This is a genomic window from Vibrio sp. 1151_11 (assembly GCF_029478525.1).
Lineage (GTDB): Bacteria > Pseudomonadota > Gammaproteobacteria > Enterobacterales > Vibrionaceae > Vibrio > Vibrio anguillarum.
On sequence record NZ_SHMN01000031.1, the window covers coordinates 1 to 20221 of the forward strand.

Sequence of the window (20221 nt, forward strand, 5' to 3'; positions counted from 1 at the left end):
TTCACATAACAATCAATTCAAGTGGATTCTCAACGCGTGGCAGTTTTACTATGCGTCAGGTAAAGTGTTTTACGGTGCAATGCAGCGACTTGGTCAGTGCGTTGTTCACCACTTAATTGGGCGTTAGTTTTCTATCACATATTGTGATTATTGCGCTAGAATGCATATCAGCTACATTGTATACTTCAAGTTTAATATCTGCGTTAGTTTGAGTTGGTTAATAAGTGAACATTACAATTAAAAATTTTGGTCCCGTTAGAGACTTTAGCATTGATTTGAATAAAGATTTCCATTTGTTAGTTGGTAAAAACAATATCGGTAAATCTTATGCGATCACAGCTGTTTACTTGATCGTAAAATCCTTTCTCGAAATGTCTTCACATTCAAACCCTTTTGGCTTTAGGCATCAGTTTTTGTTTGACGATACGTTAAGTCCAGACGAAATCGAAGAAACTACAGAAGAACTGTCAGCATTGGCTAAAAAACTAAAACCAAGAGAAGAAGTTGATATTAAGAACTACGTTTTAAAAGATGTAAAAAAGACTTTTGAGGCGATCTTCTTACAACGGTTAAAAAACTCTTTTGCAAATACCTTTACTTCTTTGGATAATTTGAGAAATCGATATTCAAATGAAATTCCATCGATAAATATTGAGTATGATGGTATGAGTTTTGAAATTGTCATAAACGAAGAAAGATTTGAAATAAAGAAATTTAATATAGATAAAGGATTTTGCTTAAAAAATATAAAGCAAAATAGAGATCCGAACTTTAATGGAAATAAATACACTCTATATTATTGTGAAGGAAAAGAAAACGAATTTAGAAACGCATATATACATTTTATTTTCTTTAGGTTTGTTATAGGTTTTATTAATGGTTTTAGCTCAATTATAAATAGTGTTCACTATCTTCCTGCGAGTAGGTCAGGGTTATATCAAGCCTTAAGCGCTTTTGGTCAAATAATTGCAGAGCTTTCCAAAAACCGTTCGTTTCTATCTAAAAAGATTGAGTTGCCAGGGATTTCTGAGCCAGTAAGTGATTATTTTATTCGACTTTCAGATATTCGAGTGCAAAAGAAATCTTTTGAAGATAAAGAAATAAACAAAATTGCAAAAGAAATCGAAGAAAAAATTCTGAAAGGGCGTGTAGAATTTAATTCCCAAACAAAACAGTTGATGTTCTATCCAATAGAAACAAACCTTAAGCTCGAACTTTCATCAACATCATCGATGGTCTCAGAGTTGGCACCTATAGTTTCATACCTGAGGTATGTGCTTACAGAAAATGCGAAACGTACAAGGAGGAAAGTAAACTCAAAAGTTAGACCTGCTTGTAATCTTATAATGATTGAAGAGCCAGAGGCGCACTTACATCCAGAAATACAATTGTTATTAACAGAAATATTTTCTAAGTTAGTAAACCAAAATGTTAAGTTGGTTATTACATCCCATAGTAACTATATTTTCAATAAAGTTAATAATCTTATAATGTCTGACACTTTATCAGTCAATCGGGTAAGCTCTGGAGTTTTCAAGTCTACAAAAACAGGTTCAGTATTGCATCAGTTAGAAGTCAATGAATTGGGCGTTGAAGATAATAACTTTAATGATGCAACTTCTGCTCTGTTCGATGAAAAGATGGAAATCATTTCTAAGTTCAATGGCAAGGAGTATGCTTGTGATTGAAGCGATCTATAGTAATGATGATTTAAGAGCAATCTGTAAAAATGAAGTTAAAGAAAATAACGCATGTGTCAATTTAGACTCAAGTTTTTATTTGGATAATGGTGGTCTAAATGATGAAAAAATAATAAACTTGGCTGTTGATGAATATTACAATGGTCTTGGTTTGGGGAATACTCCCCCTTCGATTGATAATTTGTTAGTTATTAATAGAGGAGATAGAAAGTTCGCAATTTATCTAATAGAGCTTAAAGATGTAAAAAAACTTAGTAGGTTGTGTAATATTAATATAAGATCTAAGTTTAATACCACTATTGACGATTTTATGCTCGAACGATTCAAATCTGAATTTGATCGAGATGACGTTAAGATAACTGATTTGAATTTGTGGTTGGTTTGTAATCGGTTCTCGTTTATGAATAAGTCTATAAGCGATGAGGATTACGAAAAGAGAATAAAAAATACTATTATTGAAAAGTTAATGATGATTCCTCCATTTAGGTATAAAGGAAGGGTCGGAATGCTTAACGTAATGTTTAATAATGCTGAAATATGTTAGATAAATAGCTTAGAAAACTAACAAACTGTTTAAGAGTGATTCGCAACGCTTGGCATTTTTGCTATGCGGTGCGTTTTGTGTGTAAGGTGGTATGCGGAAGCTTCGGTATTGCGTTGCTCACACCTTAACAGGGCGTTATGTGATCTTGTAAATTCAGCTACATAAAGGAGAATTTAGTGGCTAATTCAGTGATAATTCAGCAATTAGATAATCAATTGAAAGTAAATTCAGATGCTTATGATTTAAGTCGAATTGTTGGTGTTGAAGTGAAAGTTCTGACGTTCAAAGACTATCTTATGAGAATGTTTCTGTTGGGTGCAATTTCATCGAGTTTACTTTTTATCTTTATCCCATCAGAGCATCAGGAATATGGATTAGCGTATGCATCCTTTTTGCCATTGGTAGCATTTGTATTCGGTGCATTTTTGGGTTTTGTTAGCAGTAATAAGTATGAATTTCGTTTAGAGTTTAATCACTTAGATGAAACTGGGGTTCAATGGTTTACAGCGGCGAAGAGTAGAAAACCTAGTGATTACGTTTTGTTCAAAGAGCAAGAAATGGAGTTAAAACGAAAAATCACATAACAAACGGCTCAAGAGGGATTGCCAACGCTTGGCGACTTTAGTGCAAAATTGAAGTTCAGTGTTTACAGTGTGTTTTTTGAGTTCGGTGATGCGTTGTCAACCCCTTAGCCGGGCGTTATGCAACTCAGGTAAATTTAGGGGTTCAATCTTTTGGGATTTCTCCGGCCATTCGTTTTGTGTTGTCGGCAAATGAGCATTTTTACCCTCAAATTCGTGGTTTACTCAAACCGTAAAACAGGCAAAGTTCTTTGTTTGCCTCAATCAGTTTTAGCGTTGGCGTGTTGTGAATCTTGTGGGCGCAAAGTGTGGAAAGGGCAAGTTATTCGATCATTTCGCATTTACTGAAAGTCTTGCTTGTTGAGTTTGTCTCATTCAAAAGCTTTGTTTGTTGTTGAACGGTGGGCTTTGTTTTTGCGGCTTATTTATCACGGCTCTTGCTTGGGTTGGTTCTTGAATTACTTAACCATTGCAATTGTGGTTTTTGATCGAGTAAAGTCAGTTTATCTCATTGAATTTGCATAACAAACGGCTCAAGAGGGATTGCCAACGCTTGGCGACTTTAGTGCAAAATTGAAATTCAGTGTTTACAGTGTGTTTTTTAAGTTCGGCGGTGCGTTGTCAACCCCTTAGCCGGGCGTTAAACTTATTTAGAGGTAGTATGGATATTATTGATTGGATTCCATCTCTTGTTACATCAGGGGGACTTGGAGTTGTAGCCTTTCTTAGCAAAAACTTAATTGTCACTCGGCTTACTAATTCAGTTAAGCATGAATACGATGTGAAGCTTGAGGCGATTAAAGCTAATCATAAAGAATCGGAGCAACGTTTTCAGGCTGAGTTACAAAAACGAGACCTTCAAGTCGCAGCTATCCGTGACTCGGCTTTATCTGGTTTAGCCCATCAGAAATCGCTGTTGTTTGAAAAACAGTTGGATGCAGTGGATAACTTATGGAAATCTTTTGTCGCACTGTCTCCCGCAAAAGTAGTTTCAACAATGATGTCACGGATTAACATTGATGAAGTTTCCAAAACGATAGCTAGGGATACAAACCTTCAAGAATTTTTCAAAATGATTGGACAAAATGTAGACCTACAAACCCTTGGAGGGGTAAATTCTACATCCCTCAGACCTTTTGTATCTGAGCCAATATGGGCATATTTTTCCGCATACCAGTCTATAGTTTTGCATTACGTTGTTCTCGCAAAGATGTTTGAGCTTGGGTTGGACAAGAAAATGACTAAGTCTGAAGAGCTCGTAAAACTAGTTTCAAAAGTTTTACCTCACCAAAAAGAGTTTATCGAAAAATATGAAATTACGGGTGCATTCTATTTATTAGAAGAAATCGAGCAGTTGTTACTCTCAGAAATTCAAAACTTTCTGTCAGGTAAAGGCATTAGTGAAGAGCGCTTAAAAGAAGCTACTGAAATCATTAAGTATTCAGAGCAACTAAAAGTTACAGATGAGAGTAAATAAGTTTAACAAACTGTTTAAGAGTGATTCGCAACGCGTGGCATTTTCACTATGCGTTGCGTTTAGTGTTTAAGGTTGTATGCGGCGGCATCGGTATTGCGTTGCTCACACCTTAACAGGGCGTTATGCAACTCAGGTAAATTTAGGGGTTCAATCTTTTGGGATTTCTCCGGCTATTCGTTTTGTGTTGTCGGCAAATGGGCTTTTTTACCTTCAAACTCTTGGCTAACTCAAACCGTAAAACAAGCAAGGTTCTTGGTTTGCCTCAATCAGTTTTAGTGCTGGTTTGTTGTCAATTTAGCGTGCGCAAAGTGTGGAAAGAGCAAGTTATTCGATCATTTCGTACTTGCTGAAAGTCTTGCTCGGTGAGTTTGTCTAATTCAAAAGCTTGGTTTGTTGTTGAAAGGTGGACTTTGTTTTGGCGGCTCATTTATCACAGTTCTTGCTTGGGTTGATTCTTGAATCACTCAACCATTGCAATTGTGGCTTTTGGTCGTGTAAATTTTTTTTATCTCATTGAATTTGCATAACAAACGGCTCAAGAGGGATTGCCAACGCGTGGCGGTTTTAGTGCAAAATTGCAGTTCAGAGTTTACAGTGTGTTTTTTGAGTTCGGCGGTGCGTTGTCAACCCCTTAGCCGGGCGTTAGGCAAGGTGAGTTTTTATCAGCTAAATCGAGTTGAAATTGAGCAGTAAATTCCATGTTTTGTGGCTTAACTTAAGCAATAAATAATCATCACATATTTGCTGTTTCTTGATCGCGTTGGGTTGTTTATCGCTGTGAATTCATCGGCAAAATAACCTTCAGCATCCAAACGTCCGCCGAGCATGCTACGCTCGTCACTTTTCTTCCAAATCGCTCAATTTGAGTTTTTTTGGTTTCTTTGCTGATTCAGAATTTTGGTTTATAAATGAATCGGTTAGTTAGTTTTAAGTTTGCAAAAAAGCCTGTTCTTTGTTTTTGAAAGTATCATTGTCAATCGGTTGGCCTAACAAACGGCTCAAGAGGGATTGCCAACGCTTGGCGACTTTAGTGCAAAATTGCAGTTCAGTGTTTACAGTGTTTTTTTTTGAGTTCGGCGGTGCGTCGTCAACCCCTTAGCCGGGCGTTATGCAACTCAGGTAAATTTAGGAGTTCAATCTTTTGGGATTTCTCCGGCCATTCGTTTTGTGTTGTCGGCAAATGACATTTTTACCCTCAAATTCGTGGTTAACTTAAACCGTAAAACAGGCAAGGTTCTTTGTTTGCCTCAATCAGTTTTAGCGCTGGCGCGTTGTAAATTCAGTGGGCGCAAAGTGTAGAAAGGGCAAGTTTATCGAGCATTTTGCACTTGCTGAAGGTTTCGCTCGTTAAGTTTTCCTGATTCAAAAGCTTGGTTTGTTGCTGAAAGGTGGACTTTGTTTTGGCGGCTTATTTATCACGGCTCTGGCTTCGGTTGGTTCTTGAATCACTCAACCATTGCAATCGTGGCTTTTGATCGTATAAATTCGGTTTATCTCATTGAATTTGCATAACAAACGGCTCAAGAGGGATTGCCAACGCGTGGCGACTTTAGTGCAAAATTGCAGTTCAGTGTTTACAGTGTGTTTTTTGAGTCCGGCGGTGCGTTGTCAACCCCTTAGCCGGGCGTTATGTTTTCGGGGCAATATGGAGGCTTATATGTTTTCTGGGCACAAGTTAAAAAGGACTCTCTCACATGCCTATGCATCTAGTTTTAAAGAGGGTTCTATTGACTCATACCCAACCAAAGTGTTGGAGCGGATACATGAGTTAGAATCTGCGTTAGTGGGTTTGAAAATTGCAGTAGGATATTTATCTACACCCGATCTCAAATTTAAAGAGTACTCTTACCAAGAACTCTTCACATATCATTCTGAAAACTTCATCAGTAGGCTAACAACAGTGGAAGAGCGAGCTAAGTTACTCGCGGCTACCGTGTTAGGTAGTGACTCGTTGAAAGTCGCTTCACATAAGGGCAAGTCAACATTTGAACAATTGATTGAGCCTCATAAAGAATTGAAGGGCGCTTTTTCTACAATATCTATGGAAATCTCAGAGTTTAAAAGTCTTAGAAACAAAATTGCCCATGAAGCGTCATATTCAAATCTAGAACTCATTTATACGAATATTGCAGATGATCCAGTTCTTAATTTTGAAGTTTCTAGTGATCTTCGAGATCGTTGGCAATCTAGCCTTGTGGGGGTGACCCAAGAGTTTAATTCAGTTTTCAGCAAACTGTTTCATCGAGTAAAAGCGTTGTTGAACAGTCTTCAAGGTATCGTGCAGTGCAAACTGAAAACATAACAAACAATTTAAGAGTGATTCGGCACGCGTGGCATTTTTACTATGCGTTGGATTTAGTGATTAAGGTGGTTTGCGGCAGTACCAGTGTTACGTGCCTCACACCTTAATTGGGCGTTATGTTCAAGGAGAAAAATTGAAACTTCTGGTTAAAGCGATAATTTATGTTTCGGTAACATTTGCTGTTGTAGCTATGGTTTGTGTCTTAGCTGTCTACTTCTATATGTTTAATGGAAACTTATCAGCTAATTCAAGTGATTGGGCTAATTTTGGCTCTTATGTTGGTGGTTTGACCACTCCAGTGCTGTCGTTTTGTGCTCTTGTAGCATTGCTCGCGAGTTTGAGAGTTCAGCAGATCGAGTTCAACTCTCTAAGTGAAAGCCAAGCAATTCAACTTGAAGTTGCTACTCAGTCTCATGAAGCGACGTTGATAAATAATCATAAGCAAACATTATTGCGGTTTCTCGAACAGTTTATAACGTCGCACCAGATTATGATTCAGCAAAATCAGCTGATCATACAGGAGCAAAGACAGAAACAATCACAGAAAAGTCCATTTTATAGCCCTAATCAAGGACAAGATGCATATTCTAAAATTAATGAGAGTATAGGTTACATTCGTTTGGCTACAACTTTGTCGTTTGAGCTCACTCTCCAAGAGTTTAATTCTGTTGACCGTTTGAATTCATTTTTTGCTTCAAAAGTGACAGAACTGAAATTAGATCTACAAACTACTGAAGATTGAACATAACAAAGCATTTAAGGCGGATTCTCAACGCTTGGCAATTTCAGTTTGGGTCAGCTTTAGTGCTGAATGTGGCAAGGTTTAAGGTTGGGTGGTCGCGTTGTTCACCACTTAATGCGGCGTTAGCACACACATATCATAAGCCGGCGCTTGTATTCTGTTACGGTATTTCTGTTCAATGGCCTTTTGCCTTGGTTTAGTATCGAGACGTAAACTTTATTTGAGAGGCTGAAAAATGAAAAAATCGTTAATGGTACTGACTATGCTTGTTGCTTTAGTGGGTTGTGATGATGCAACTAAAGCGATTGATGAGGCTCAAGCAGCAGCAAATAAAGCCGTTGATAACTTGCAGCAGAAAGCGGATTCACTAAATTTGAAAGATCTTAATCTTGATGTTCTTGGTGATGCGACTCAAAAGGCTCAAGAGTTTACTCAATCGATAGATTCGTTGATCAATACCGACTTTACTGACCATCAAGCAGTTGTTGCCGCCACTGATAAAATTTCTAATTCCTACAGCTGTTTAGTTGACGTTTCTTCGGAGGCAACGGCGGAAAACTTGCTAGATAAAATCGTATCGTCAGTAAAGAACGATCAAGTGTTAGCAATTATCGGAAAAGGTGTGGCACAAGCTAAAACGGCGAAAGAGTGCGTTATGTAGCCAAGTGTGTGCTAACAAACGCCTCAAGAGGGACTGTCAACGCGTGGTGTTTCCAGTCCCAATGAGCCGCGGTGGTTATGGTTGTTGTGTTTGAGTTTAGTGTTATGCGTTGCCAGCCCCTTAGGCGGGCGTTAGGCAAAGTGAGTTTTTATCAGCTAAATCTAGTTGAAATTGAGCAGTAAATTCCATGTTTTCTGGCTTAAGTTAAGCAATAAATCGTCATCACATATTTGTTGTTTCTTGATCGTGTTGGGTTGTTTAGCGCTGTGAGTTTAGCGGCAAAATAACCTTCAGCATCCAAACGTCCGCCGAGCATGCTACGCTCGTCACTTTTCTTCCAAACCGCTCAATTTGAGTTTTTTGGTTTCTTTGCTGATTCAGCATTTTGGTTTATAAATGAATCGGTTAGTTTGTTTCAAGTTTACAAAAAAGCTCGTTCTTTGGTTGTGAAAGTGTCGGTGTCAATCGGTTGGCCTAACAAACGGCTCAAGAGGGATTGCCAACGCATGGCGACTTTAGTGCAAAATTGAAGTTTAGTGTTTACAGTGTGTTTTTTGAGTTTGGCGATGCGTTGTCAACCCCTTAGCCGGGCGTTATATTTTTATTGAGAGGTCAGGATGGGTAGTAAACTAAAAACATATAATGAAGTTAAAGAATACTTAAGAAAAAAAGAACGAACAGCTCATTTACTGCTGGGCAATGGCTTTAGTATGGCTTATAACCACAAAATTTTTTCTTACAACGCATTGCATCAATTTATTGAAAAACAAGAAGACCCATTGATAACTTCGCTTTTTGACATAGTGAAAACTAAGAACTTCGAGTTGGTGATGCAGCAACTCGACAATTTCTGTGAGCTTATAGAGGCATTTGGTTCAGATAAGGACTTGTTAGACAAAGTTGAAACCGCTAGTGAACGGTTAAAAGAAAGCTTAATTGATGCAGTTGAATCATTACACCCTGAGCATGTTTTTAAGTTGCAAGAATCCCAAATAGATAAATGCTCCGAGTTCCTATCATTTTTCACCAATAATGATGGTTCAGTATTCAGTACTAACTATGACTTATTGCTTTATTGGGTTCTTATGCGGAAAGGTGCTAAAAATGCAATAGATGGTTTTGGACGAGACCGTGAGGATGATGGTGGTTATGACGATGAACCTGAATACTCGGAGCTTAGGTGGGGCAATAATAAAAGCAATCAAAATATTTATTATCTCCATGGAGCATTACCTATCTTTGATGAAGGTGTGCATATTCTTAAAGAAGAATACACTGGTACAAAGTACTTGCTTGAAAACATCAAACGCAGGATAGATCATGGTCACTATCCTGTATTTGTAGCTTCGGGTAATGGTGAAGAAAAACTTGAGCATATCCTTCATAACCGATATTTAACATTCTGCTATGATTCATTGTGTGAAATTCAAGGATCGTTAGTCACCTTCGGATTTAACTTTGGTAAGTATGATTACCATATAATTGATGCTATAAACATCGCAGCAAAACAAGGCAGACGTTCTGGTAACAAACTTTTTAGCGTTTATATTGGCGTATACAGTGAGGATGACAGAAAGCATATCGAAAGAATTAAAGATAAGTTTAAGTGCAAAGTAACTCTATTTGACGCTGCAACTGCGAACGTGTGGGCATAAAAAATATAACAAACAATTTAAGAGTGATTCGCCACGCTTGGCATTTTTTGTTTGGGTTTAGTTAAGTGTTTACTGTGTTCAAATTGAGTGTCGCGCCAGCGTGGCTCACACCTTAATTGGGCGTTATGTGAATGGAGTCAACCTTGAAAATATCAGTTGTCAAAAGTGGTCAGATTGGGGCTTACGAAGCTGAACTTAATGCTCATCTAAACTCCGTTTTTGGCCAAGATTCCATGTTCATTTTCAATCGTGAGTTCGTTTGTGCAATTCTCATTGAAGACGATAATCAGATTATCGCTACTGGTTTTGCTTATAGTCGTTTAATGAAGCAGGGCTCAATAAGCTTCAAAGGGGGCATAATTGGTGGTATTGCCATTACACCAAGTAAGCGTGGTTTGGGCTTGGCTAAAGTCATCGTGAAAGAACTCGATCGATGCTTAGTATCTTTTGGCGTAACTCATTCTTTTCTCTTCGCTTATGACCCAGATGTTTATCGAAGCTCAGGGTATTTGGAGTTAGTTTTGCCTATCCATTACTTCGACGTGGAGCGGAAAAATTGGAATCAGTTTGTCTACCGTGGAGGTATGGTTAAGTCTTACAATGGCAGTCATGCTTTAAGCGACCAAGTCATTGAATTTAATGGTTGTGTGTATTGAGCGCGCTGGAAAAATTCACATAACAAACGCTTCAAGAGGGACAGCCAACGCGCGGCATTTTTACTATGCGTTGGTTTTTGTGATTACGGTGTTATGCGGTAAGTTGGTAGTAGCGTTGGCTGCCCCTTAAGCGGGCGTTATCTGCCTAACCAAACAATTTCACCTATGCTTTGGAGTTTTGATACTGATATAATTACCCTAGTTTCATATGGAGGGCGTGGTTATGGATTGTAAACTAAAGCATCTAGAGTTTATCCAAAATGTAATCACACGGATGAACTCAAACTCATTTCTGATTAAGGGCTGGACTATAACCCTCGTGTCTGCATTATTCGCTTTGGCTGCGAAAGATGCGAACATTCAGTACGTACTGATCACGTATATAGTTATCCCAGTATTTTGGTTAATCGATGGCTTTTTTCTATCACAAGAGCGTCAATACCGAGACCTGTACAACGAAGTGCGCATTAAAGGCGAATCCGAAATCGACTTTTCTATGAATGCATCCGGCTTTAGTGATGGTAAAAACTCTTGGTTGGCTGGTGTATTTTCGAAAACACTGATTCCGTTTTACGGAATCACTATTTTGGTTACATTGTTCGTTATGTTTTTAATTGGAGGCTAAATGGGAAGGAAGATATTTGTTTCCTATAAGTATGCGGATGACCAAGTTAAGTCGCTTACCAATGACTGGTGGAGCACTACGACGGTTAGGCATTATGTTGATGAACTTCAGAAGTACTTGGACGCAGGAGATCATATAAACAAAGGCGAAGCTGACGGTGAAGACCTTAGTGATTTCAAAGAAAGTACTATTGCCTCAAAACTAAGAGACAAAATATTTGATAGTAGTATTACTATCGTCATGGTTTCCAAAGGAATGAAAGCATTCCTTAAACATGAATCAGATCAATGGATTCCTTGGGAGATATCCTATTCACTAAAAGAACATACGAGAAATGGGCGTAGAAGCAAAGCTAACGCAATATTAGCTGTTGTATTACCTGACGAAAATAACTCTTATGAGTACTTTATCGAAGAGGGAACGTGCGCAACGTGCAAATGTAGAACATTGAAAACTGATTTCTTGTTCAAGATCATGCAGGAGAATATGTTCAACATAAAAAAACCTACATTTAATAGTTGTACTAATCACACTGGCGGCTCAGTCTATCTTGGCGAGTACTCATATATCAAAGCTGTTAAGTGGTCAGATTTTTTACGTGATATTAATTTCTACTTGGACATAGCAGTTCATATAAAAGATAACATTGACGATTACAATATTACTAAAAATATCCCTCTGACTAATATTTTCGGCAGATAACAAAGCATTTAAGAGTGATTCGCAACGCTTGGCATTCTCGCTTCGCTCAAGTATAGCCAAGCGCTGCTCACACCTTAATGCGGCGTTATACGCAAGGAGAGTAAAGTGGTAAAAATTCGTGAGATGGAAATCGCGGACTATGACGAAGTGATAGCCCTTTGGGTGCAAACTGAAGGTATGAGTATCAGAGATGCTGACTCAAAAGAAAGTATCGCAATCTATTTGAAGCGCAATCCGGAGTTAAGTTTTGTTGCCGAAATTAATAACGAAATAGTTGGTGCGGTGCTGGTTGGTACTGATGGGCGTAGAGGTTATTTGCAACATTTGGCAGTATCGCCGAATTTTCGGGGACGAAAACTAGGTCGTGAGTTAGTTGACAGAGCAATAAGTTCGCTAGCTAAAATTGGTATCCCGAAAACTCATTTATTTGTGTATAACGACAATGTAAATGCCCAACAGTTTTATGAAAGGCTAGGCTGGTTCGCTAGGGATGAAGTTCGAATGTATTCATTCAACAGTTCGAGCAATAGCAACGTCTAGCGCACGGCGTATAACAAAGCGTTTAAGAGGGATTTGGCACGCGTGGTATTTTTAGTATGCGTTGGGTTCAGTGGTTACGGTGCTTTGCAGTAGTTTTTGTATTGCGTGCCTGCACCCCTTAACGCGGCGTTAGCTTTACAGTAAGGAGACAGGATGAATAAAAATATTTGGGCATTACATATTGGCCACCTAATGATATCAATGAACGAAATTGATTGGATGACTAATCTTATTCGTATTGATATTTTAAAAGAAGAAATAACAGAAAATTGGAAAAAATTCCCTCTTGCGGATAGGTTAAGAAAATTAGCGAATAGTTTAGATACCCAAGATGAAGAATTAAAGTACCTAAAAGAGTTACTATTGGAGGCGCTTGAACATTGCAATGTTCGCAACTTGGTTGCTCACGGCTCCTTTGCTTTAGATTGCAGAGAACCTACTACTGATGGTGAGAGCGAATCAAAATATATTCTTCATTCACTAAAGCACGATAACCCTATATCTGAAGAAGAACTGAAAGAACTCACTAAGCGAGTTATCTACTTGTCTGACAAAATTGCTGAGCGTCATGCCTATATTCGTATGCGAGAGTTTAAAAATACACAACCCCAGACAGAGCAAAGCTAACAAACTGTTTAAGAGTGATTCGCAACGCGTGGCATTTTTACTATGCGTAACGTTTGGTGTTTAAGGTGGTATGCGGCGACATCGGTATTGCGTTGCTCACACCTTAACAGGGCGTTATGCGTATTGGAGGTATCAGTGGATTTAGTCAGATATGTCGAAGAAATGAAAGGTATCGCCGAAGAAATAGTTGATGACTTTAGTGACTCTGAGCGTAGTTTCCTTGAGGTTGAGATTAAAAAGCTAGGAATTGATAATTGGGTTAAATTTAAACGTTCGCACGTTGCGTTGGTTAAGGAATATGTATCATCTACGCCCTCTCAACGGAAAAAGCAAAAACGCTTTGAGTCAGGCTATCGAGTTTATATTGCTTTAGCTGCCTACCAAGAATGTATGTCAGCGGCTTTGATGTTTGAAGAAATTAGCAAAAAACAAATGTTCTTTGACTTGCCATATCGACAGTTTGCTGGTTTGGCATGTGAAGTTTTTTCAGCGTCAACTGAAATTCCAAATGACTACCTTTGGCCATGGTGTGATTCTCCGTTCGACAGTGAAGAATACGCATAACAATCAATTTAAGAGGGATTCTCAACGCTTGGCATTTTTGCTTCTACTTCAAATTTAGTGTTTATGGCACAATGGTTTAGGTTTGAGTGAAGGCGTTGTTCACCCCTTAATTGGGCGTTATGTTTAAGAGGTAAGAATGAAGGTTAGTAATCCATTGACAATAATCGCTATTTTCTCTGGTGTAGCGGAGTGTTTTGCAACAGTAGCACTAATAAATTTACCTCAAGAAATGCAAGCTATTTTCATCTATTTCGTTATGTTCTTTCCCATTTTAATTGTTGTGGCATTTTTTATTGTTTTATTTTTCAAACCATACGTTCTTTATGCCCCAAGCGACTATAAAGATGAAGGTATGTTTTTAACAACATTAAAAATTAGGGAAGCCGTATCAGAAGTGATAAATAATGAAAATATTGAAGGTGGTGATTCGAAAAGTTTAGAATTTAGGTTAAATCAGGCTATTCAGAAAAATATATATAAAATTGAAAAGGAGCATATATTGTCAGCTGTAGCCCAAGGTTATGACTCTTGTGGAACACTGACTGTAGTTACTGGTTATTCTCCAAGAGTGGTAGTTGAAGTAACCAAAATGCTTTTGGACAGCAATGAACTAATCAGAGATCAAAAAACAGGAAAGTTATCATTGGCTGAAAATTAAACATAACAAACGGCTCAAGAGGGATTGCCAACGCGTGGCGGTTTTAGTGCAAAATTGAAGTTCAGTGTTTACGGTGTGTTTTTTGAGTCCGGCGGTGCGTTGTCAACCCCTTAGCCGGGCGTTAGGCACTTGTACGAAAAGACAATTATTGAGGAAATATGAGCAGTAGAGTTGTACAAAAAATAACAAATAGCAGGTCTGCATTCTTGGAAGTAATCGTAGCTGCAATCTTTATAGGTGTTTGTGTCGGAATAGTGGCAACACATATCTATTCAGTTAATCAGGCAAAGTCAGAGCTTATTTTTTGGGGAGCAATCGCAACATTGATTGCCTCAATGTATGCTTTATCGAGAAACCTCGGAAATTCTGGTTATGCTCAACTACGTATTAGGTCATTTGTTTTAATTTCTAACTCTGAAAACAAGGTGGTTAACGTTCCTAGATATGATTACCATGAAGATCTACGACGTTATTTAAAGGGAGCATTTGAAGAAAATGCAGCCCTAAAAACCCAGTGGGATAAAGGGCCTATGGGCAGTGGCTTTAAGTTCGATATGAAGAGTAACAAGGCCACTTATAAACGTAGTACATCATGCAAATTACTTGAAGAAGCGACAGAATACTATGTTATAGATAAGCTATCGACACATCTAACGGATTACTTCAATAAACCGCAATATCCAAGTTCAATGCTTAGTGAATTAAATAGAGATGACGTCCCTGATATCTTGTTGTCTAACCGATTTATGGAATTATTTACAAAGCCAATGTCAGATAGGGCTCACTTTCAAGACCATAAAAGTTCGCACGGAAAGGTAGTGGCTGCGTTTGGCCCAAATGGTGTCATTTATCATAACTTTGATCTGGTGCTTCCGAAGAAATCAAATGTAAGCCGCGGCAAAGAAAACCAAATTATCATCGAAACAGATAACTTTGTTCTGTCAATTAAAGTAGAGTCCTCTGAATGCAATCATTCGTTACCTAGTGGATTTCCAGAATATTTCTTGGGTGAAAAATTCAATGAAGTATCTGCATATGACATTAGGTTAGAGGTAGATGTTAGATTTAAAATTCTATCGGTATTGAGAAACAACAACTGGGCGTATCATGAATGGTTAGATAGTTTTTTACCAAAACTAGAACAATCAATGAGCTCAGATTCATACTTTGAACAAATTCATTGGCCTTTAGCGTACACGATTATTCAGTGTGGAGAGGTATCTAAAAGTAAAGGTGATGCAGGTGCGGAAGAGCGTGCCTAACAAACGGTTCAAGAGGGACAGCCAACGCGCGGCATTTTTATCATGCGTTGGTTTTTGTGGTTACGGTGTTATGCGGAAGCTTGGTAATGGCGTTGGCTGCCCCTTAACCGGGCGTTAGCTTACCATGCGAAAAATGCTAGATTTACAGTATGAGTTAGCTCAAAATTCCGCACCTTTTACTTTCTTTATAAGCTTCATGCATAGAAAACAAAAAAATAATGATGTAGCAGCTTTAGCTGGCGCAGCTATCGCTGCAAGTGTTTCCATTTTAGCCGGTAGTGGTCAATTTTCGTTAATTAGTTCCGCTATTGGAGTTTCATTAATGGTAATTGTCATTGTGTATTCTTGGGACTGCACGAGAAATAGGCAAGAACGTTTAGCTTTTTCCGTTGTTTTTTCATTGCTAATAGTAATATCTTTTTCTCCAATATTGGAGTGGGCTATCGTTTACATGCGGTGTGAAAAAGAGTCGTTTTTTGAGCATCTTGCATGTTTTGGTAAGAGTACAAACAGTAATGTTAATGGTAACTTTTTATTCTTTTGCTGGCTTTTCTCTCTTCCTATTTTGTATGTTAGCTTTTCCGCGTTTAACAAGATTCGTAATAGTTATTCGCGACTAACTATAAAGCGCATTACCAACATTAAAGTAGTGGTAATTTCGGTAGTAACAAGTAGTTTGATCTTAGCTTTATACATGGTTGTTAGCTATTTTCATGTATTGTATGTGCCTGTTTCATCGGTAAGCTAACAAACGCTTTAAGACGGATTCGCAACGCGTGGCATTTTTACCATGCGTTGATTTTGGTGATTAAGGTGGTGTGCGGAAACACCGTATTGCGTTGCTCACCACTTAAGCGGGCGTTATGTACTTTCTCGAAAATTAACCTAGCCAACGTATGAAATTAGGTCGTAAACTTAGCTTAATTAAAGGGTTAGGTGATAGATATGGCATTTTCAGAAATTGAGCAACAGCGTTACAGAAAGGCAGTGGAGAAGTACCTTGATTCTTGTCGACCGCCAGAAGAGATCCGCAATCAACTTGATATTGGGTATCGGTTAGAGGGGCAGGTCATCGAAATCTTCGAGATACGTCCTAAGTGGAATGATCCATCCGAAAAAATGGAGTGCCCAGTAGCCAAAGTCAAATATTATAAGTCGCGTGACGCGTGGAAAATTTACTGGATGAAATCCGACCAAAAATGGCATTCGTATGAGCCAATCCCAGAGATTCAACTTCTAGAAGCTTTCTTGGAAATACTAGAAGACGATACTTATGGGTGTTTCTGGGGATAGAACCAACCAGGTACATAACAAACGCTTCAAGAGGGACAGCCAACGCGGGGCATTTTTACTATGCGTTGGTTTGTGTGATTGCGGTGTTATGCGGAAACTTGGTAGTAGCGTTGTCTGCCCCTTAAGCGGGCGTTATGCAACTCAGGTAAATTTAGGAGTTCAATCTTTTGGGATTTCTCCGGCTATTCGTTTTGTGTTGTCGGCAAATGAGCATTTTTACCCTCAAATTCTTGGTTAACTCAAACCGTAAAACAGGCAAATTTCTTTGTTTGCCTCAATTGGTTTTAGCGTTGGCGCGTTGTCAGTTTTGCGGGTGCAAAGTGTGGAAAGGGCAAGTTAATCGATCATTTCGCATTTGCTGAAAGTCTTGCTCTGTGAGTTTTTCTCATTCAAAAGCTTGGTTTGTCGCTGAAAGGTGGACTTTGTTTTGGTGGCTTATTTATCACGGTTCAGGCTTTGGCTGATTCTTGGTTCACTTAACCAATATTTTGATTGTTCTCTTAATCAGATTTAGTGTAACTTCTGGTTTATCTTATTGAATTTGCATAACAAAGCATTTAAGACGGATTCGCAACGCTTGGCGGTTTTAGTGTAAATTCAGTTTTTGCGTTTTAAGTGGTTTGTCGAGGCATTGGTGTTTAGCGTCGCTCACCACTTAATGCGGCGTTATGTGTTGGATGAGTTTTTGAGGTTAAATCTACGATTTCATTGAGAATTCGTTCCGTGTTTTCGGCAAGTTGGCTTGGTCGAAATGGATCCTTGAACAATCTGAGATTGATCATTTTCAAGGTTCTTGGGTTGCCTCAATGGAGTTTTGGATCTGGTTTGTGTTGAGTTTAGTCAGTTTCAAATCGCTTCAATTGAAATGTCTTTTTGACTGATCCACTTGTTGAAATTCAGTTCTGAAAGTCTGGTGACGCAAAAGGTTTAGCGGTTGCTGAAAGTGCGCTTTCTTTGTTGTTGATTCTGTAAGTGGCTTTCTTCGGCTAAGATCGCTGTGAAATTTAGGTTTTGGTCAGCATCATTTTGAACGTAACTTATTAAAATCTCTTCATTTGTACGGTGGTTTACTTTGAATTCACGGTAAAATTCACATAACAAGCAATTCAAGTGGATTCTCAACGCGTGGCAGTTTTACTATGCGTTAGGTAAAGTGTTTTACGGTGCAATGCAGCGGCTTGGCCAGTGCGTTGTTCACCACTTAATTGGGCGTTATACGAATAAGGAAAGTTCGGAATATGGAAATCAAAATAGACGATTTATCGGGGGATGAAGTCATCAAATTGCTCGAAGAGCACTTGGCTGATATGTATGCAACTTCTCCTCCTGAAAGTGCTCATGCTCTAGATGTTGATGCACTTAAGGCACCAGATATTACATTTTTCAGTGGCTGGGTTAACGGTGAATTGCAAGGTTGTCTCGCTATTAAGCAACTCACTCCCCGTCATATTGAGTTGAAATCAATGAGAACTTCTAGTTCATCCCGAAAGTCAGGTGTTGCTACCAAGCTGTTAACTCATGCTTTGAATACAGCCATCGATAATGGTTATCAGAAAGTTAGTTTGGAAACAGGCACTCAGGAATTTTTCCAACCAGCTCGAAGCCTTTATGAGAAATTTGGGTTCACATATTGCGAACCGTTCGCTGATTATGAAGTTGATCCACATAGTTACTTTATGACAAGGGAACTGGCGGAAAAATTCGTATAACAAGCAATTCAAGCAGATTCGCAACGCGTGGCAGTTTTGGTTTGCAGTGGGTTTTGTGCTTAAGGCGCAATGCCGTGGCTTTTGTATTGCGTTGCTCACTACTTAATTGGGCGTTAGTTGCTATGGAGTTATAATGAACATACACGAATCAATAATATTTGGCGTGCTTTCAGGTGTTCTGACAGCAATGTTTATATTTGTTGTCAAAGAGTTTTGGCTAAAGGTTTTGCTTCCATGGTACCAGGACTTTAAGTATCAAGGGGCTGATATATCCGGTAGCTGGTTTGCTGAGTATGAGTTTAATGAGCCAGATGTTACTAAGTCGACGTACTCGGTCGTACTAGTTCAGAATGCTCATAAAGTCGAAGGCTCGATGCAGTTCACTTTTGTGTCTGAAAATAGGAAGTTTAACGTAGAATATAAGTTAGAGGGGCAATATTGGGAAGGATATTTGAACCTGTCTTGCCGCAGTAAAGATAAAAAAATGTACTCACATGGTTCTATGTTCCTTAAATTGATTAACAATGGCTCTGGTCTCCTAGGGCAGTTCAATTTTAGGCATGCTTTCGAAGATAAAGTCGTAACTTTTCCCCTTGGTTTAGACCGCAACTAACAAGCAATTTAAGAGGGATTCACAACGCTCGGTATTTTTGCTTCTAATTCAACTTTAGTGTTTATGGCACAATTTTTTAAGTTTGGGTGGAGGCGTTGTTCACCCCTTAATTGGGCGTTATGCAACTTAGGTAAAATTAGGGGTTCAATCTTGTGGGATTTCTCCGGCCATTCGTTTTGTGTTGTCGGCAAATGAGCATTTTTACCCTAAAATTCGTGGTTTACTCAAGCCGTAAAACAGGCAAGTTTCTTTGTTTGCCTCAATCAGCTTTAGCGCTGGTTTGTTGCCAATTTAGAGCGCGCAAAGTGTGGAAATGGCAAGTTAATCGAGCATTTTGCTTTTGCTGAAGGTTTCGCTCGTTAAGTTTTCCTGATTCAAAAGCTTGGTTTGTTGCTGAAAGGTGGACTTTGTTTTGGCGGCTTATTTATCACAGTTCTTGCTTGGGTTGATTCTTGAATCACTCAACCATTGCAATGGTGGCTTTTGGTCGTGTAAATTCAGTTTATTATCTCATTGAATTTGCATAACAAACGGCTCAAGAGGGATTGTCAACGCTTGGCGACTTTAGTACAAAATTGAAGCTCAGTGTTTACGGTGTGTTTTTTGAGTTCGGCTATGCGTTGTCAACCCCTTAGCCGGGCGTTATGTGTTGGATGAGTTTTTAAGGTCAAAGCTACGATTTCATTGAGAATTGTTCCGTGTTTTCGGCAAGTTGGCTTAGTCGAAATGGATTCTTGAACAACTTGAGATTGATCGTTTTCAAGGTTCTTGGATTGCCTCAATTAAGTTTTGGATCTGGCTTGTGTTGAGTTTCGCCAGTTTCAAATCGCTTCAATTGAAATGTCTTTTTGACTGACTCTCTTGCTGAAGTTCAGCTCTGAAAGTCTGGTGAAGCAAAAGGTTTGGTTGTGGCTGAAAGGGCGCTTTCTTTGTTGTTGATTCTGCAAGTGGCTCTCTTTGGCTAAGAACGCTGTGAAATTTAGGTTTTGGTAAGCATCGTTTTTGCACGTAACTTATTAAAATCTCTTCATTTCTACGGTGGTTTACTTTGAATTCACGGTAAAATTCACATAACAAGCAATTCAAGTGGATTCTCAACGCGTGGCAGTTTTACTATGCGTTGAGTAAAGTGTTTTACGGTGCAATGCGGTGGCTTGGTCAGTGCGTTGTTCACCACTTAATTGGGCGTTATGGCTATCAAGTTGAGTTCATCATTAATGTCGGTAAATTGGTTTAAATTGGAGTACTATTCTGCGATTAAACTTGCTGAAGAACTCGATGACAATCCCAATTAAAAATGTATCAAATCC

20 protein-coding genes are annotated in these 20221 nt (G+C 38.7%); all 20 read left to right on the plus strand.

The window, feature by feature from the left end; translation table 11 throughout:
• Positions 1 to 224: 224 nt before the first annotated feature.
• The 20 genes from EXZ60_RS16725 (at position 225) to EXZ60_RS16870 (ending at position 18911) form a co-directional block, all read left to right on the plus strand.
• Positions 225 to 1688, plus strand: coding sequence for an AAA family ATPase (locus EXZ60_RS16725; protein WP_277436006.1), 1464 nt, complete (start codon positions 225 to 227; stop codon positions 1686 to 1688).
• On the plus strand, positions 1681 to 2244 hold the full coding sequence (locus EXZ60_RS16730; protein WP_170889253.1) for a hypothetical protein: 564 nt from the start codon (positions 1681 to 1683) through the stop codon (positions 2242 to 2244). The genes EXZ60_RS16725 and EXZ60_RS16730 overlap by 8 nt, the downstream gene beginning before the upstream one ends.
• A 176-nt stretch (positions 2245 to 2420) precedes the next feature.
• A complete protein-coding gene (locus tag EXZ60_RS16740; RefSeq protein WP_194664305.1) occupies positions 2421 to 2828 on the plus strand; it encodes a hypothetical protein in 408 nt (135 codons plus the stop codon).
• Positions 2829 to 3486: 658 nt separating this feature from the next.
• Complete coding sequence (locus EXZ60_RS16745) at positions 3487 to 4302, plus strand: hypothetical protein (RefSeq protein ID WP_025580477.1); 816 nt, start codon at positions 3487 to 3489, stop codon at positions 4300 to 4302.
• A gap of 1657 nt (positions 4303 to 5959) precedes the next feature.
• A complete protein-coding gene (locus EXZ60_RS16755; protein ID WP_277436007.1) occupies positions 5960 to 6604 on the plus strand; it encodes a Cthe_2314 family HEPN domain-containing protein in 645 nt (214 codons plus the stop codon).
• Between the two features lie 133 nt (positions 6605 to 6737).
• Positions 6738 to 7346: a hypothetical protein gene (locus EXZ60_RS16765; protein WP_277436009.1), complete on the plus strand. Its 609-nt coding sequence runs from the start codon at positions 6738 to 6740 to the stop codon at positions 7344 to 7346.
• A 235-nt stretch (positions 7347 to 7581) separates the two neighbouring features.
• Positions 7582 to 8007, plus strand: coding sequence for a hypothetical protein (locus EXZ60_RS16775; protein WP_088733345.1), 426 nt, complete (start codon positions 7582 to 7584; stop codon positions 8005 to 8007).
• Between the two features lie 617 nt (positions 8008 to 8624).
• Positions 8625 to 9662 carry a DUF4917 family protein gene (locus tag EXZ60_RS16780; RefSeq protein WP_115340105.1) on the plus strand — a complete coding sequence of 346 codons (1038 nt, stop codon included), beginning with the start codon at positions 8625 to 8627 and terminating at the stop codon, positions 9660 to 9662.
• 143 nt (positions 9663 to 9805) lie between these two features.
• Positions 9806 to 10318, plus strand: a complete 513-nt coding sequence (locus EXZ60_RS16785; protein ID WP_277436011.1) for a GNAT family N-acetyltransferase — start codon at positions 9806 to 9808, stop codon at positions 10316 to 10318.
• 223 nt (positions 10319 to 10541) lie between these two features.
• On the plus strand, positions 10542 to 10943 hold the full coding sequence (locus EXZ60_RS16795) for a hypothetical protein (protein WP_277436012.1): 402 nt from the start codon (positions 10542 to 10544) through the stop codon (positions 10941 to 10943).
• Positions 10944 to 11645: a TIR domain-containing protein gene (locus tag EXZ60_RS16800; protein WP_277436013.1), complete on the plus strand. Its 702-nt coding sequence runs from the start codon at positions 10944 to 10946 to the stop codon at positions 11643 to 11645. It abuts the gene before it with no gap.
• 105 nt (positions 11646 to 11750) lie between these two features.
• Positions 11751 to 12185 (plus strand): GNAT family N-acetyltransferase, encoded by a 435-nt coding sequence (locus tag EXZ60_RS16805; protein ID WP_038940215.1) that lies wholly within the window; start codon positions 11751 to 11753, stop codon positions 12183 to 12185.
• A 153-nt stretch (positions 12186 to 12338) separates the two neighbouring features.
• On the plus strand, positions 12339 to 12812 hold the full coding sequence (locus EXZ60_RS16810) for a hypothetical protein (RefSeq protein WP_277436014.1): 474 nt from the start codon (positions 12339 to 12341) through the stop codon (positions 12810 to 12812).
• 135 nt (positions 12813 to 12947) lie between these two features.
• Positions 12948 to 13376 (plus strand): hypothetical protein, encoded by a 429-nt coding sequence (locus EXZ60_RS16820; protein ID WP_274683926.1) that lies wholly within the window; start codon positions 12948 to 12950, stop codon positions 13374 to 13376.
• Between the two features lie 136 nt (positions 13377 to 13512).
• On the plus strand, positions 13513 to 14034 hold the full coding sequence (locus EXZ60_RS16825) for a hypothetical protein (protein WP_019283456.1): 522 nt from the start codon (positions 13513 to 13515) through the stop codon (positions 14032 to 14034).
• Positions 14035 to 14192: 158 nt separating this feature from the next.
• Positions 14193 to 15296 (plus strand): hypothetical protein, encoded by a 1104-nt coding sequence (locus EXZ60_RS16830; RefSeq protein ID WP_277436015.1) that lies wholly within the window; start codon positions 14193 to 14195, stop codon positions 15294 to 15296.
• Between the two features lie 124 nt (positions 15297 to 15420).
• Entirely contained in the window at positions 15421 to 16044 is a 624-nt protein-coding gene (locus EXZ60_RS16840; protein WP_085609367.1) for a hypothetical protein, read from the plus strand.
• Between the two features lie 197 nt (positions 16045 to 16241).
• Positions 16242 to 16589, plus strand: a complete 348-nt coding sequence (locus EXZ60_RS16850; protein WP_017042813.1) for a DUF3024 domain-containing protein — start codon at positions 16242 to 16244, stop codon at positions 16587 to 16589.
• Positions 16590 to 17827: 1238 nt separating this feature from the next.
• Positions 17828 to 18298, plus strand: coding sequence for a GNAT family N-acetyltransferase (locus EXZ60_RS16860; protein WP_140164246.1), 471 nt, complete (start codon positions 17828 to 17830; stop codon positions 18296 to 18298).
• Between the two features lie 133 nt (positions 18299 to 18431).
• Positions 18432 to 18911 carry a hypothetical protein gene (locus EXZ60_RS16870; protein WP_208123603.1) on the plus strand — a complete coding sequence of 160 codons (480 nt, stop codon included), beginning with the start codon at positions 18432 to 18434 and terminating at the stop codon, positions 18909 to 18911.
• Positions 18912 to 20221 lie beyond the last annotated feature (1310 nt).